The following is a 14688-nucleotide window of genomic DNA, read 5'->3' on the forward strand; positions in this document are numbered from 1 at the left end:
TTCGCAAGATAACTGCTACGTTTAGGTTATCCTGCAAAATTGATTCGACGCGGCAATCTACACACAGACCGCGCTCAACCTGGTTCCTGCTTTTAAGGCATGGACCAATACTGGAGAGAACACCGCAATGTCAGTAATTGGCCGAATTCATTCCTTTGAATCCTGCGGTACCGTGGATGGTCCCGGTATTCGTTTTATTACCTTTTTCCAGGGCTGCCTGATGCGCTGCCTGTATTGCCACAATCGTGATACATGGGATACGCACGGTGGCAAAGAGGTCAGTGTTGAAGAACTGATGAAAGAAGTGGTGACCTATCGCCACTTTATGAATGCATCTGGTGGCGGTGTAACGGCCTCAGGCGGCGAAGCTATTCTGCAAGCAGAATTCGTACGTGACTGGTTCCGGGCCTGCCGTAAAGAAGGGATTCATACCTGTCTTGATACCAACGGTTTTGTGCGCCGCTACGATCCGGTAATTGATGAATTGCTGGAAGTGACCGATCTGGTCATGCTCGATTTAAAACAGATGAACGACGAAATTCACCAGAATCTGGTTGGCGTCTCTAACCATCGTACGCTGGAATTTGCACGCTACCTTTCTGATAAGAACGTTAATGTCTGGATTCGCTATGTTGTGGTACCTGGCTGGTCTGACGATGACGACTCAGCACATCGACTGGGTGAGTTCACACGTGATATGGGTAATGTAGAGAAGATCGAATTACTGCCTTACCACGAGCTGGGTAAACACAAATGGGTGGCGATGGGTGAAGAGTACAAACTTGATGGCGTACACCCGCCGAAGAAAGAGACAATGGAACGCGTAAAAGGCATTCTGGAACAGTATAGTCACAAGGTGATGTACTAAGTTTTAGATATCCGATTCGTCGCTCAATGCAAAAAGCCCCTTCGAGGGGCTTTTTTGTATCTTCAATTTCAGGCGTGGGCAACTGGTGTTGAATGAGGCCCTGCTTTGCGTAGCAGCATGAGTAAGTAGACAAACGCGACGCCTGCTATCATAACGAACAGCAAATTGTCCGAGAAATTTTGCATCAACATTGAGGTAAACGTTGGGCCAAGCAAGCTACCTACGGTATAGCTGAGCAGGAGAGCCTGGTTCATTGCTACCAGCTGATGGTGCTCAACTTTCTCACAGGCCCAAGCCATTGCTACTGGATAAAGAGTAAACCCTGCCGCACCTAGCACAAACAACGTAGGCCCCATCGCCGCATTGCTTAGCATTGCCAAGCAACCCAGAATCACAATAAATACCTGAACACGCAGTACCAGTAAACGGCCAAAACGATCTGCCAGGCGCCCTACCGGCCACTGTCCGACAATACCTGCACTGACCATCACCGCCATCCAGAAACCAATACCGGCATCGCTGACGCCCTGATGGTTTAAATACAGCGGCATCAATCCATAAAGGGAGCCGAGTACGATCCCGGAAATAATGCAGCCGTTCACGCCAAGACGTGCATTTCGCAGGCGCAGCATTGGCCAGACAGGCGTCGCTTCCTGGTTTTCACTCCGATCATTCACAATGCGAGTAAACAACAGCGGAAGAATCGCGGTTAAAATAAGCGCCGTCACCCATGGTAGGACGCTGGCTAAATCGGTCGGCATTTTGCTGATCATCAATTGGCCTAACACCGTGCCAACGTAATAAACCATCATGTAGGCTGCCAGCAAGCGCCCACGATTGTGAGAAGTGCCGCTGCACATCAAGGCGCTTTCAACCACCACCCAAATCATCGCACAGCCGATACCCGCGATGAAACGCCACATCATCCAACTCCAGAAACCGGTCATCAGCCCCAATCCTGCACAACCCGCAGCAAAAATCAGCGAGGCAAGATAGTAACTACGGTTGAAACCCTGACGTTTAATTAGCCATCCGGTCAGCAAAGTACCCACCAAGTTTCCAGTAAAGTACGATGAACCCACCATCCCGACTTGCCAGGTTGGAAGATTTTCGTGAGCTAACCAAAGTGGAACCAGCGTATTTAAAACCGCTATCGCCAGGGTCAAAAGCATCAGACCACAGAGCAAAAGCATCACTGGCCGGGTATAGGTGGACATGTAGAAACCGCGAGGAAGAGAATAATTTGTGCGCATCATGCCACTGGAAAAATGATTGTCAATCGAGTGCTGACGGGGCCTGGCACGATTTGAAAACTGTCGATTTGAAAAACTTATCTTACTTGTGAGCAAAGCATATAGACGAAATGCTATCTCTCTGTTTTTGATGGGATCAGGTATTGGGAATCGAAGCGGGTTGGATGAAAAATTTCATGGTAAATTGCATGATATTTTTTATCCGAAAAGATTAAATGCGCCCGAAAGCGCATTTAATCCCGATGGCATTAACTTGCGATAGCCATACCAACCGTCATATGCAGACCGTAGAACACACCGCGGCCGATTAGCTCACCAACAATAACCAACGCGAAGGCGAATGTCAGAACTGCAGGGTTTGCCTGGCCACCTTTAAGTTGCGGGATAATCCAACAAGCTAATGCAAGCGCCAGCACCAACAAGCGCCATGACATCAATGCACCGTATTCAGGAACCAGTGCAGATGCCTGCATGATTGAGCTGTGGATTGTCGCTAAATCCATACCCTGTAACATCACAACCACGGTACTTATTACAACAGCCAGCAATGAAATTGCAGGAAGAAGACGCATTCCCCAACCCGTTACGCCTGCAACGCGTAGCAGTAAGTAACCGAGCAGCGGCCCACCTATAAACATCGTCAGGAAAAAACTGAGCGGAGTATAAACACTATACCAAGTTGGTACGGTATCAATCAGGTAGACCTTACACATCATCCAGACAAAGAACACGCCCAGAATCATCGTCAGCATCATCCAGATTTTACCCAGTGCCTGCGGCATTTTGCCCAGCACGGTAACCAGCCACCAGAAACCACCCACCGCGAAGAAGACTGAGCCGCTGGCAATTTCATTACTGAGTGCTGATTCCCCGATGCGATTAAGCGAGTTGAAGGCGCGTAGTGGTGAGCCGAGATGCAGTACTGAGGCCATAAAACCAATGCCCATCAACACCCACAGCACGATCATTGCCCAATGCACACGCTTTTGCTGTACACGGTCGGAAACACCGGTCAGCAATGCTAATGCCATAACAATAAAACCACCCGCGACGCACTGCCCTAAAACCGTAAAGACCATTAGTGGCCATTCATGCCATCCGTTACCCATCTCACACCTCCTTCGGGTTTGCCAGATAACCGGTTTTATCCCCACATGGGCGGCTGTTGGCGTTAGGTTTAATGACAATATTTGGCTTAGTGAAATGTGCTGATGGCAGCGGAGCAATAGCTGCCTGTTCACCATACTTCGCGCGTAGTTCAGCAATCGGTGCCATATCTAGCGCACGTAATGGGCAGGATTCGACACAGACAGGCTTCTTGCCCTCAGCAATACGCTCATGACAGCCATCACACTTAGTCATGTGACCTTTTTCAGCGTTGTACTGTGGTGCGCCGTATGGGCAGGCCATATGGCAATAGCGGCAGCCAATACAAACATCTTCATTAACGACCACAAAACCGTCTTCACGCTTATGCATCGCACCGCTTGGGCAGACCTTGGTACAAGCCGGATCTTCACAATGGTTACAAGCAATCGACAGATAGTAGGCGAAGACGTTTTGCTGCCAAACCCCGTTGTCTTGTTGCCAGTCACCGCCAGCATATTCATAAATGCGACGGAAGCTGACGTCCGGGCCTAAATTTTTGTAATCTTTACAAGCCAGCTCGCAGGTCTTACAACCAGTACAGCGGCTCGAGTCTATATAAAATCCGTATTGGGTAGTCATCAGCTATTCCTTACGCCTTCTCGACCTGGACGAGGTTACTGTGGGATGGGTTGCCTTTTGCCAGTGGCGACGGCCGCTGCGTGGTTAACACGTTAATGCTACCCGAGTGGTCAACTTTATTGGCATCCGGGCTATACCAGGCCCCTTCCCCCATCGCGACAACGCCAGGGATTATGCGTGGTGTCACTTTCGCATTGATTTGAACTTCCCCACGCCCATTGAAGATACGCACTATGTCGCCGTTCTTAATCCCACGTTGCTGTGCATCAATTGGGTTGATCCACATTTCCTGACGACAGGCTGCTTTCAACACATCCACATTGCCGTAGGTTGAGTGGGTACGCGCTTTGTAATGGAAGCCCGTCATCTGCAATGGCCATTTCTCGGCCAGCGGATCGCCAAAGTTTTCAAAGCCCGCACTGTAAACTGGTAGCGGATCGATGACGTCTCCTTCATTAAGTTGCCAGGTGGCTGCAATTTCGGCTAACTGTTCAGAATAGATTTCAATTTTCCCTGATGGTGTCGTCAGTGGATTCGCCGCTGGGTCTTCACGGAAGGCTTTATACGCCACGTGGTGGCCTTCAGGGTCACGTTGCTTGAAGATGCCAACTTTTCGGAATTCATCAAAACTTGGTAGGCCAGGAATCGCTTCCTGAGACTGCTGATAGAGATGACGCATCCAGCCTTCTTGCGTGCGCCCTTCTGTGAACTGTTGCTCAACCCCCATGCGTTTTGCCAGTTCAGTAGTCATCTCATAAATGGTTTTGCACTCAAAACGCGGTTTAATCACCTGATCGGCAAAAATCACATAAGCCATGTTGCCGCATGACGCATCGAGGCAGAAGTCCATCTGCTCAGATGCGGTGCAATCAGGCAGCAATATATCTGCGTATTTAGCAGAGGAAGTCATGTGGTTATCGATCACCACAATCATTTCGCATTTCTTGTCGTCTTGTAGGATATCGTGAGTACGGTTAATTTCTGAGTGCTGGTTAATCAGGCAGTTACTGGCATAGTTCCAGACCATTTTGATTGGCACATCGAGCTTATCTTTGCCGCGCACACCGTCGCGAGTTGCGGTCATCTCTGGGCCGCGTTCGATGGCATCCGTCCACAAGAACATCGAAATACTGGTTTGCACCGGATTTTCCAGCGTCGGCATACGCACAAATGGCAGGCTATAAGAGCCTTCGCGTGCGCCGCTATTACCGCCATTGATTCCCACATTACCCGTCAGGATCGACAACATGGCGATGGCACGTGAAACCAGTTCACCGTTTGAGTGGCGCTGCGGCCCCCAACCCTGGCTGATAAATGCTGGTTTCGCGGTGGCGATTTCACGAGCAAGTTTAATAATGCGGTCGGCAGGAATACCGGTAATTTGGGCCGCCCATTGTGGCGTTTTGGCCTGGCCATCGGCTCCTTCGCCAAGAATATAGGCTTTGTAATGTCCGTTAGCAGGAGCCGTTTTTGGAAGAGTTTTTTCGTCGTAACCGACACAGTATTTATCGAGGAATGGCTGATCAACCAGATTTTCAGTGATCATTACCCATGCTAAAGCTGAGATAAGGGCGGTATCAGTACCCGGACGAATTGGAATCCACTCATCTTCACGCCCGGCACCGGTATCGGTGTAACGAGGATCGATGATAATCATGCGAGCATTAGATTTTTCGCGAGCCTGCTCAAGATAGTAAGTCACCCCGCCGCCACTCATACGCGTTTCACCAGGGTTATTGCCAAACAGCACGACTAATTTGCTGTTTTCAATATCAGATGGGCTATTGCCATCCGCCCAACCGCCGTAGGTATAGTTCAGGCCAGCGGCAATTTGTGCAGTTGAATAGTCGCCATAATGATTGAGATAACCGCCGCAGCAGTTCATCAAACGGGCGATTAATGTTGACCCTGGTGGCCAGGAGCGGGTCATGGTTCCACCCAGCGTACCGGTGCCGTAATTCAGGTAAATAGCTTCGTTGCCGTACTCTTTGATAATGCCTTTCATGCTATTGGCGATGGTATCGTAGGCTTCATCCCAACTGATTTGCTCAAACTTCCCTTCTCCACGCGCACCAACACGCTTCATCGGATATTTCAGGCGGTCGGCATTATAGACGCGACGACGCATTGAGCGACCACGCAGGCACGCGCGGACCTGATGCAACCCTTCGTAGTTGTCATCACCGGTGTTGTCTGTCTCAACATATTTGATTTCGCCATCCGCCACATGCATACGAAGTGGGCAACGGCTACCGCAGTTTACTGTACAGGCGCTCCAGATAACTTTTTCAGCATCTGTTTGTGTATCAGCGGCGGTCTGTGCAAAAGCCAGGCGGCTAAAGGGAAGTGTTAATGCTCCACTCGCAGCAGCAAGACCACCGATAGCTGTAGTTTTCACCAGCTTACGGCGACTCACTTGTGCGGTAAGGACCGCATTAGAAGTTTTCTCTTTCATAATGACCCACTTGTTTAGTGCTCACATTTAAACAAGCTGGCAACGGTTGCTGACTAAATTGCGGCATGCGTATCCATTGCTCAGCCCAAAAGAGAAAGGAGTGTTTTGGTTTATGTCAGGGCCACAATTGGTAGTCCAGTTACATCATGTAATCTGAAACCATCAATTGATAAGGACGCCGAATGAATTGTATTAATAATCACCACTCTCTTTCTGGGAGAGATAATACTCATATAGGGGTATTTGTTATTGTCTGGTGTCAATAAAGGCAGATTATCTATGGGGATGAGAATATTTACGGCATAAAAAAAGCGCCCGCAGGCGCTTTTAAGGAATTAAATAGCACTAATACATTAGCCGATGTACTCAAGCCCTTTCATGTAAGGACGCAGCACTTCCGGAACTTCGATGCGGCCATCTGCTTGCTGGTAGTTTTCAAGTACCGCAACCAGTGTACGACCTACAGCCAGACCAGAACCGTTCAGGGTATGCACCAAACGGGTTTTCTTATCTGATTTGCTGCGGCAGCGAGCCTGCAAACGACGCGCCTGGAAATCTCCGCAGTTGGAGCAAGAGGAGATTTCACGGTAAGTATCCTGCCCAGGCAGCCACACTTCTAGATCGTAAGTTTTGACCGCGCCAAAGCCCATATCACCAGAACACAACAACACTTTGCGGTATGGCAGATTCAATAACTCCAGCACTTTCTCCGCGTGGCTGGTCAACTCTTCCAGTGCTTCCATAGAGTCTTCCGGACGCACAATCTGCACCATCTCAACTTTATCGAACTGGTGCTGACGGATAAGACCACGCGTGTCACGACCGTAAGTACCCGCTTCAGAACGGAAGCATGGGGTATGTGCGGTCATTTTCAGCGGCAGAGCATCTTCATCGAGAATTTCATCACGCACCAGGTTGGTCAACGGCACTTCTGCGGTTGGGATCAACGCGTAGTTGCTTGCATCAGCTTCTTCTTCCAGCGGACGAGTATGGAACAAGTCACCAGCAAATTTAGGCAATTGGCCTGTACCATAAAGCGTGTCGTGGTTTACGAGATACGGAACATAGTTCTCAATATAACCATGCTGCTCAGTATGCAGGTCAAGCATAAACTGGCTCAGGGCGCGGTGCAGACGAGCAATTTGCCCTTGCATCACAACAAAACGAGCACCGGTCAGTTTAACAGCAGATGCGAAATCCAGACCTTTAGCCATTTCGCCCAGTGTCACGTGGTCACGCACTTCAAAATCAAATTTACGCGGCTCACCCCAGCGGCAGATTTCAACGTTTTCGCTGTCATCTTTACCCATCGGCACGCAATCGTCCGGGATGTTAGGCAACGTCAGCGCGATGTCGCGGATCTCTGCAAGCAGGATATCAAGTTCAGTTTTCGCTGCATCCAGCTCTTCACCCAACTGGTTGACTTGCAAACGCAACGGCTCGATATCTTCTCCACGCGCTTTCGCCTGGCCAATGGATTTCGATCGCGAGTTACGTTCAGCTTGCAGATTTTCAGTTTTCACCTGCAATACTTTACGACGCTCTTCTAAAGAGCGCAGCGTTTCTACATCCAGCTTGAAGCCTCGGCGTGCCAGTTTTTCAGCGACTGCGTCTGGCTCTGTACGCAGTAGATTGGGATCGAGCATGCTTATCCTGTGCTTATCGAATTAAATGAAGGGGATGCGGCCACAGATTGCAACCACAGTGATAGTTTTCCTAACCTTACCGCAACGTCTGCTTTAGCGGTAGCGTTTTGTCGGGCTATTTTGATCCTGTTCAGCAAGCCAGGCGAGCTTTTCGCCAATCTTGCCTTCAAGACCTCTGTTTGTCGGCCGATAATAGCGCGTTTGTGCCATTTCCTGCGGGAAGTAGACCTCGCCGGAAGCATAGGCATTGGGTTCGTCGTGAGCATAACGATACTCCTGACCGTACCCCATCTCTTTCATCAGCTTGGTTGGTGCATTGCGAAGATGGACAGGAACGTCATAATCCGGGCGTTCACGGGCATCCGCCATGGCCGCCTTGAATGCTGTATAAACCGCATTACTTTTCGGCGCACAGGCCAGATAAACAATTGCCTGAGCGATAGCACGCTCACCTTCGGCAGGGCCTACGCGGGTAAAGCAATCCCAGGCAGAAATAGCGACCTGCATGCCACGAGGGTCAGCATTACCGACATCTTCCGAGGCAATCGCCAGCAAACGGCGAGCGACATATAAAGGGTCGCCACCCGCGGTGATAATACGCGCATACCAGTACAGAGCTGCATCAGGTGAAGAACCACGCACCGACTTGTGTAAGGCGGAGATAAGATCGTAAAAACGGTCGCCTTTATTATCAAATCGCGCACTGCGTTCACCAGCAATTTGGGTCAAAAGCGCAATTTGTAGAACGCGGTTGCCGCTCGCATCGGTTTCAGCCATATCAGCCATCATTTCCAGCGTGTTCAATGCACGCCGGGCATCACCGTTGACCAGTTCTGCAATAGCAAGACGCGTGTCATCAGGCAGGACAATGTTTTGCCCGCCATACCCACGCGCAGAATCGCTCATCGCCTGGCTCAAGACTTTTTCAATGTCTTCAGTGGTCAGCGATTTAAGCAAATAAACGCGTGCACGCGAAAGCAGTGCTGAGTTCAGTTCAAATGACGGGTTTTCTGTGGTTGCGCCGATAAACGTAATCGTGCCGTCTTCAATGTGCGGCAAAAAAGCATCTTGCTGGCTTTTGTTGAAGCGATGGACTTCGTCGACAAATAGAATCGTTCGCCGCCCCGCGTTGCGATTCTGGCGCGCACGCTCTATGGCTTCGCGGATTTCTTTGACGCCTGAAGTGACAGCCGAAATGCGTTCTACATCGGCGTCAGCATAGTGAGCAATCACTTCAGCAAGCGTAGTTTTGCCCGTACCTGGAGGTCCCCATAAAATCATCGAATGGAGATGCCCCGCTTCGATTGCTTTAGGAAGCGGTTTGCCTGGAGCGAGCAGATGTTGTTGGCCGATGTATTGCGCGAGGTTCTCTGGCCGCATACGCGCAGCCAGAGGTTTGAAGGTATTCTCAGAAAAATCGAGCGACAGGTTGCTCACTCATACCTCTACTTACGTTGGTCGTCCACCGTCACGCCAGCAGGCGGGGTAAACGTAAACTTGCTCATATCAACCGCACCATTTTGCTGGGTTTTCAGCGCATAGCTGCTGCGTTGATCGTCTTGCTCAATCGCGCTGAATTGATGGATAGTGCCATCGCTTCCGACATTAATAGTGAATTGCTTGAGATTGCCGGCGCTGGTTTTTGGAGTCAGTACAAAATCATCACCGCTTTGTTTAATGTTGTATTGCTGCCAGTCACTGCTCTGGTTGCGCGCAATCAACATAAACGGTGTATTACCGGTGGCATCTTTCAGCCAGGTCGCACTGACTTGCTCAACAAACGGGTTGTAGAACCACAATGTTTTGCCGTCAGAGACCAGAATACTTTCATCAGGTTGAGTCATGTGCCAGTTAAAAAGGTTTGGACGTTTAACCCACAAATCCCCCTGGCCTTCCTGAACAGCCGCGCCACTACCATCGGTCACTTTCTGCGTGAAGCTGGCGTGGAAGCTGCTGACCTTATCCAGACGCGTTTTCAGGTCGCCTGCGGCATCAGCCCAGGCAGCGGTTGCGGTAAGAGCGGTCAACAAAGCACAAGTAATAGCGATTTTTTTCATTATGATCCCTTTAAATACACGCACCACAAAACGAATACACAGTGGCATTTCTGCTGCCCACTCTATTCGAGGGCCATTCTGTAGCAACAGAAGAATAAGCTGATTTTCCGGTAATTTACCCATCTTTGCAAAAGAGCCGCAATCACGACTCTTTTGCACAGGGTTACTCAAATGGCGGTGGCGCAAGCACTTCGCGGTTGCCATTATGCCCCTGTGGACTCACGATACCCTGCGCTTCCATCTGCTCAACAATTCGCGCCGCACGGTTATAACCAATGCGGAACTGGCGTTGAACACCAGAAATTGAGGCTTTACGCTTTTCAACCACAAACGCGACAGCCTGATCAAATAACGGGTCGAGTTCTTCATCACCGTCAAGACCGCCACCTGCACCGCCTTCACTTTCGGTATCTGAAGTAATACCGGTGATATATTGTGGGCGGCCACGTGCTTTCCAGTCCTGAACAACTGCATGCACTTCCTGATCACGAACAAACGCACCATGCACACGCACTGGCAACGTAGAGTTTGGCCCGGAATAGAGCATATCGCCCATCCCCAGCAGTGACTCAGCACCGGCCTGGTCAAGAATAGTGCGGGAGTCAATTTTGCTCGACACGGTAAACGCCACACGCGTAGGAATATTGGCCTTAATCAAGCCGGTAATCACGTCTACAGATGGGCGCTGAGTAGCCAGCACTAAGTGAATACCCGCAGCACGCGCTTTCTGCGCCAAACGAGCGATCAACTCTTCCACTTTCTTGCCGACCGTCATCATCAGGTCGGCAAACTCATCTACCAGCACGACGATATACGGCAGTTTCTCAAGCATTGGATGAGAAACTTCCATGCTGTCGCCCGGCTTCCAGAATGGATCTGGGATTGGGCGACCCATACGTTCAGCTTCCAGCACGCGTTCGTTATAACCCGCCAGATTTCGCACGCCTAGCGCGGACATCAGCTTGTAACGACGTTCCATTTCGTTAACGCTCCAGCGCAATGCATTGGCAGCATCTTTCATATCTGTTACGACTTCAGTTAACAGATGTGGAATGCCTTCATACACTGACAACTCAAGCATTTTCGGGTCGATCATAATAAAGCGCACTTCGTCAGGTGTGGCTTTATACAACATGCTGAGGATCATGGCATTAACGCCAACGGACTTACCGGAACCGGTCGTACCAGCTACCAGCAAGTGAGGCATTTTTGCAAGATCGGCAATCACCGGCTCGCCGCCGATGTCTTTGCCCAACACCACTGTTAGCGGCGAAGTACTTTCACGGAATTTGGCACAATCGAGCACTTCGCGTAGGTAAACGGTCTGGCGCTTTTTGTTTGGTAATTCCAGGCCCACGTATGGTTTACCCGGAATAACCTCTACAACACGCACCGCGACAGTCGACAACGAACGCGCCAGGTCACGAGACAGGTTAGAAATACGTGCAGCTTTAACTCCCGGGGCTAAATCAAGTTCAAAGCGCGTGATTACAGGACCTGGAGAGTAATCCACCACATCGGCTTTAATACGATAATCCGCAAGACGAGCTTCAACCAGACGCGCCATTTGCTCAAGAGCAAAGGTATCTACTGGCTCAATTTCCGCAGGTGGCGAAGTCAGCAAGTCCAGAGATGGCAACGGCGTGGTTGGGCGCTGCAACGGACGGTCATCACCATTACGCATCAAGAAAGGATGGATCAAACTCTCTTTGAATGACGGGGCGGTAACGGGTGCAGGTGTCGGTTGTTGTTGGACATGCGGCTGCGGAACAGCCTGCCAATTTTGCGATTGCTGCACAGGAACCGGTTCTTCAACGTGACCCGGCGTAAACAATGGCTCACTTGGTCCATCGTTGACTAACGTTTTCATTGGCGAGAAATCAAAATCATCCAATGAGAACGGAACATTATTTGGCTGTTGTTGATTCGGTTGCTGCTGGGGTGCTGAATAACGCTGTTGCTGTTGTGCAGCGAACTGGCGCGCTAATTCAACCTGCTCAGCCTCATCTTCGCCTTGCTGCAAAGAGTCGTCTTCATACTCTTCGCCGTAACGCTGTTGTTGCTGGGCTGCAAACTGGCGAGCAAGTTCATGCTGTTCCATTTCTTCGGCATCGTCAGCATAGTCTTCTTCAATATCCATACCATTCTGGCGACGCGCTTCTTCTTCAGCCATACGCTGAGAAGGCAACTTGATACCGTAGGAAGCAAGTTCGCGACGAGTCGGTACGCGCACACGATTTGGACGCGGCAACTGCGGGCCGATCCCCTCTTTAATCTGAGGTCGCGGCGCATCGCTTGCTATGCTAAACACCGGACTAAAGGCCGCAGCCACACCAGCAACTTTCGCTGCGTCTTTAACACCTTGTGGCATAGATGGCGCAGCCACTACCGGAACTTCAGGCACTACGCTTGGAACACCCTGAGGCATGCCCGGAACTTCAAAGCGTGAAGAATCGGTTACAGATGTTGAGGCAAAAGCAGGAGAGCTGTCATAACCGTAAGGATCAGGTTTTGGCTCATTAACCGGTTGATACCAGGCAGCTAGTTGTTCACGCTCACGAGCACGTTTCGCTTCGACTTCTTCAAAATGATAGAGAGGCGGGCGAACGGCCGGTTTTATCTCTTCAACCGGCTCAGGCTCAACAATTGGTTGCGCTGGGGTTGGATCATAATAAATTGGCTGAACCGGAGCTTGTTCAACAACAGGCTGCACCATTTCTGGCTCTGACCAATGGCTGGTCACCTGTTGAGGGCTGTATTGTTCCGCGGCGCGAGGCGCTTGATAACTTTCAGGTGTCGGCGCAAGCACAGGCTCAGGTGTTACCGTAGTCGGTGCTGGCTGCCAGGCAATAGCCGGAGTCTCTACTACTTCCGGCGCAGGCGTAGCAACAGGAGATACGGTACCTGTCGGCATCACCGGGGCGGCGTAAGCTGGGTTCGCCATAGCGGCCGCAGCAGCGACTGGCGCAACGATAGACTGCCCGTGTAATAACGGATCGTACTCATCGCTTTCCGGCAGCGTTGCTTTATTACCAGAGAACAGTACGTCATCTTCCGGCTGAGTGGCTTTGTTGGACGAGAAGAGAACATCATCCTCGGCATCATCCATACGCTTACCAGAAAACAGCGCTGAATCTGTTTTGCGTGCGTTTGGATTAGCGAATTTTTCTGAGATGCGTTGCTTGCGGGCCAGTGCGCCACGCAAAATACGCGCACGACGAGACTCACGCTTTTCTATTGCTGGCGCGTGTTCGTCATCATTTTCTTCTTCGTCGTCGTAATCATCGTCCTGCCAGGTGTTATCCCGGCGAGTGCGGTTGCTGGCAAACGTCAGCACGCTTAAAGTCGCGCTACCAATTTTCTCAGCGATCCCGACCCAAGACCAACCAGTAAACAACGTTAACCCTGCCGCCCACACGCACAACAGTGCAATAGTGCCGCCACTGCTGTTAAGCAATGGCATCATTGCTGTACTCAGCAAGCTACCAATTACCCCACCGGAGGCAAAATACCAAATATCATCGGCGTTAATTGCAGCAAGGCCGCAGGCGGTAAGAACCATAGCCAACACGCCTATCAGGCGTAAGGAAACGGCAAAATAATCAATAAACTCTTCGTTATCCCGATTGCGGAAAGTAAACCAACACGCGCCGATAATGATAACCGGGATGGTGTAGGCCATTACGCCAAAAATAAACAGCAGTGTATCGGCCAACCACGCACCTGGCATCCCACCTAAATTATGGATAGGTTCATGCCATGCGGTTTGTGACCAACTGGGATCGGAAGGATTAAAACTGAGCAACGCCACCATCAAATAGACGGCAAAAATGGCAACAAGGAGCAGTAAGGCTTCTAATGCCCGACGCCCGCTGCTGAGTTTCCTCAATGTAACTTCTTTTTCTTCGGTGTATTCCTGGCTCAAGTAAGACTCTCCAGGTCCTTAATAACTATGGAGAGCAACAGTGCCGGGCATTCCCGGCACTGTTGCTGTATGAATTACCAGGAGTGTAACCAAAATACGCAGATTTTGCACCTGGCCCGTGTTAACGGGTCTTAATAACCAGACGATTGCTCTGTTTGACCTCTTCCATGACCACATAGGTACGGGTATCGTTCACACCCGGCAGTCGCAACAAGGTTTCGCCTAGTAATTTGCGGTACGCTGACATATCAGGTACGCGGGTTTTCAACAGGTAGTCGAAATCACCGGATACCAAATGACATTCTTGAATTTCTTCAAGTTTTTGAACAGCGGCGTTAAATTGCTCAAACACATCCGGTGCGCCACGATTCAGAGTAATCTCAACAAAAACCAGAAGTGATGCATCCAGATAATGCGGGTTCAGCAGAGCTGTGTAGCCCTGAATGAAACCCTGTCGTTCCAGGCGACGCACGCGCTCAAGGCACGGAGTCGGTGAAAGCCCTACTCGCTTCGAAAGCTCGACGTTGGAAATACGTCCATCCTTCTGCAGCTCGTTTAGAATGTTACGATCGATGCGGTCGAGATCTTTGCCAGGGCGCTTCTTACTATCTACCATTATTATTGTCTCTCTGTGTTCCTTCCTTCACCTGCCATAACCCGGGCAACGTCAATGTTCCGAGTGTACGTGAGAAGACCGGTGCCCAATGGCCGCCATCGACATCACTTATGGCGTCTGTCCACGCCATGAGTAGATTT

Annotated in this window: 10 protein-coding genes; 1 reads left to right on the top strand and 9 read right to left on the bottom strand. The window is 50.4% G+C overall.

Going from position 1 to position 14688, the window contains the following annotated elements; all coding sequences use genetic code 11:
* Positions 1–127: 127 nt before the first annotated feature.
* The gene (gene pflA, locus AC0IXI_RS16365) at positions 128–868 is read left to right on the top strand and encodes a pyruvate formate lyase 1-activating protein (RefSeq protein WP_471682787.1); all 741 of its coding nucleotides are present in this window, start codon (positions 128–130) and stop codon (positions 866–868) included.
* Between the two features lie 68 nt (positions 869–936).
* Here pflA and AC0IXI_RS16370 read toward each other — a convergent pair whose 3' ends face one another.
* The 9 genes from AC0IXI_RS16370 to lrp form a co-directional block, all read right to left on the bottom strand.
* On the bottom strand, positions 937–2085 hold the full coding sequence (locus AC0IXI_RS16370) for an MFS transporter (protein ID WP_471682788.1): 1149 nt from the start codon (positions 2083–2085) through the stop codon (positions 937–939).
* 284 nt (positions 2086–2369) lie between these two features.
* On the bottom strand, positions 2370–3230 hold the full coding sequence (locus tag AC0IXI_RS16375; protein WP_471682789.1) for a dimethyl sulfoxide reductase anchor subunit family protein: 861 nt from the start codon (positions 3228–3230) through the stop codon (positions 2370–2372).
* A 1-nt stretch (position 3231) separates the two neighbouring features.
* On the bottom strand, positions 3232–3849 hold the full coding sequence (locus tag AC0IXI_RS16380; protein ID WP_064517490.1) for a DMSO/selenate family reductase complex B subunit: 618 nt from the start codon (positions 3847–3849) through the stop codon (positions 3232–3234).
* Positions 3850–3859: 10 nt separating this feature from the next.
* Positions 3860–6304: a dimethylsulfoxide reductase subunit A gene (gene dmsA, locus AC0IXI_RS16385; RefSeq protein WP_471682790.1), complete on the bottom strand. Its 2445-nt coding sequence runs from the start codon at positions 6302–6304 to the stop codon at positions 3860–3862.
* Between the two features lie 353 nt (positions 6305–6657).
* On the bottom strand, positions 6658–7950 hold the full coding sequence (gene serS / locus AC0IXI_RS16390) for a serine--tRNA ligase (RefSeq protein ID WP_064517484.1): 1293 nt from the start codon (positions 7948–7950) through the stop codon (positions 6658–6660).
* Positions 7951–8043: 93 nt separating this feature from the next.
* On the bottom strand, positions 8044–9387 hold the full coding sequence (locus tag AC0IXI_RS16395) for a replication-associated recombination protein A (protein WP_471682791.1): 1344 nt from the start codon (positions 9385–9387) through the stop codon (positions 8044–8046).
* An 8-nt stretch (positions 9388–9395) separates the two neighbouring features.
* Entirely contained in the window at positions 9396–10007 is a 612-nt protein-coding gene (lolA, locus tag AC0IXI_RS16400; RefSeq protein WP_064517684.1) for an outer membrane lipoprotein periplasmic chaperone LolA, read from the bottom strand.
* A 163-nt stretch (positions 10008–10170) separates the two neighbouring features.
* Entirely contained in the window at positions 10171–13932 is a 3762-nt protein-coding gene (locus tag AC0IXI_RS16405; protein WP_471682792.1) for a DNA translocase FtsK 4TM domain-containing protein, read from the bottom strand.
* A 121-nt stretch (positions 13933–14053) separates the two neighbouring features.
* On the bottom strand, positions 14054–14548 hold the full coding sequence (gene lrp / locus AC0IXI_RS16410; RefSeq protein ID WP_000228469.1) for a leucine-responsive transcriptional regulator Lrp: 495 nt from the start codon (positions 14546–14548) through the stop codon (positions 14054–14056).
* Positions 14549–14688: the final 140 nt, after the last annotated feature.

The sequence above is a fragment of the Buttiauxella sp. AC038 genome, from assembly GCF_979253565.1.

Excerpts from the sequence above, each read along its gene's own strand:
- AC0IXI_RS16380 (WP_064517490.1), bottom strand. The coding sequence starts at position 3,849 with ATGACTACCCAATACGGATTTTATATAGACTCGAGCCGCTGTACTGGT.
- serS (WP_064517484.1), bottom strand. The coding sequence starts at position 7,950 with ATGCTCGATCCCAATCTACTGCGTACAGAGCCAGACGCAGTCGCTGAA.
- AC0IXI_RS16370 (WP_471682788.1), bottom strand. The coding sequence starts at position 2,085 with ATGTCCACCTATACCCGGCCAGTGATGCTTTTGCTCTGTGGTCTGATG.
- AC0IXI_RS16375 (WP_471682789.1), bottom strand. The coding sequence starts at position 3,230 with ATGGGTAACGGATGGCATGAATGGCCACTAATGGTCTTTACGGTTTTA.
- pflA (WP_471682787.1), top strand. The coding sequence starts at position 128 with ATGTCAGTAATTGGCCGAATTCATTCCTTTGAATCCTGCGGTACCGTG.
- dmsA (WP_471682790.1), bottom strand. The coding sequence starts at position 6,304 with ATGAAAGAGAAAACTTCTAATGCGGTCCTTACCGCACAAGTGAGTCGC.
- lrp (WP_000228469.1), bottom strand. The coding sequence starts at position 14,548 with ATGGTAGATAGTAAGAAGCGCCCTGGCAAAGATCTCGACCGCATCGAT.
- lolA (WP_064517684.1), bottom strand. The coding sequence starts at position 10,007 with ATGAAAAAAATCGCTATTACTTGTGCTTTGTTGACCGCTCTTACCGCA.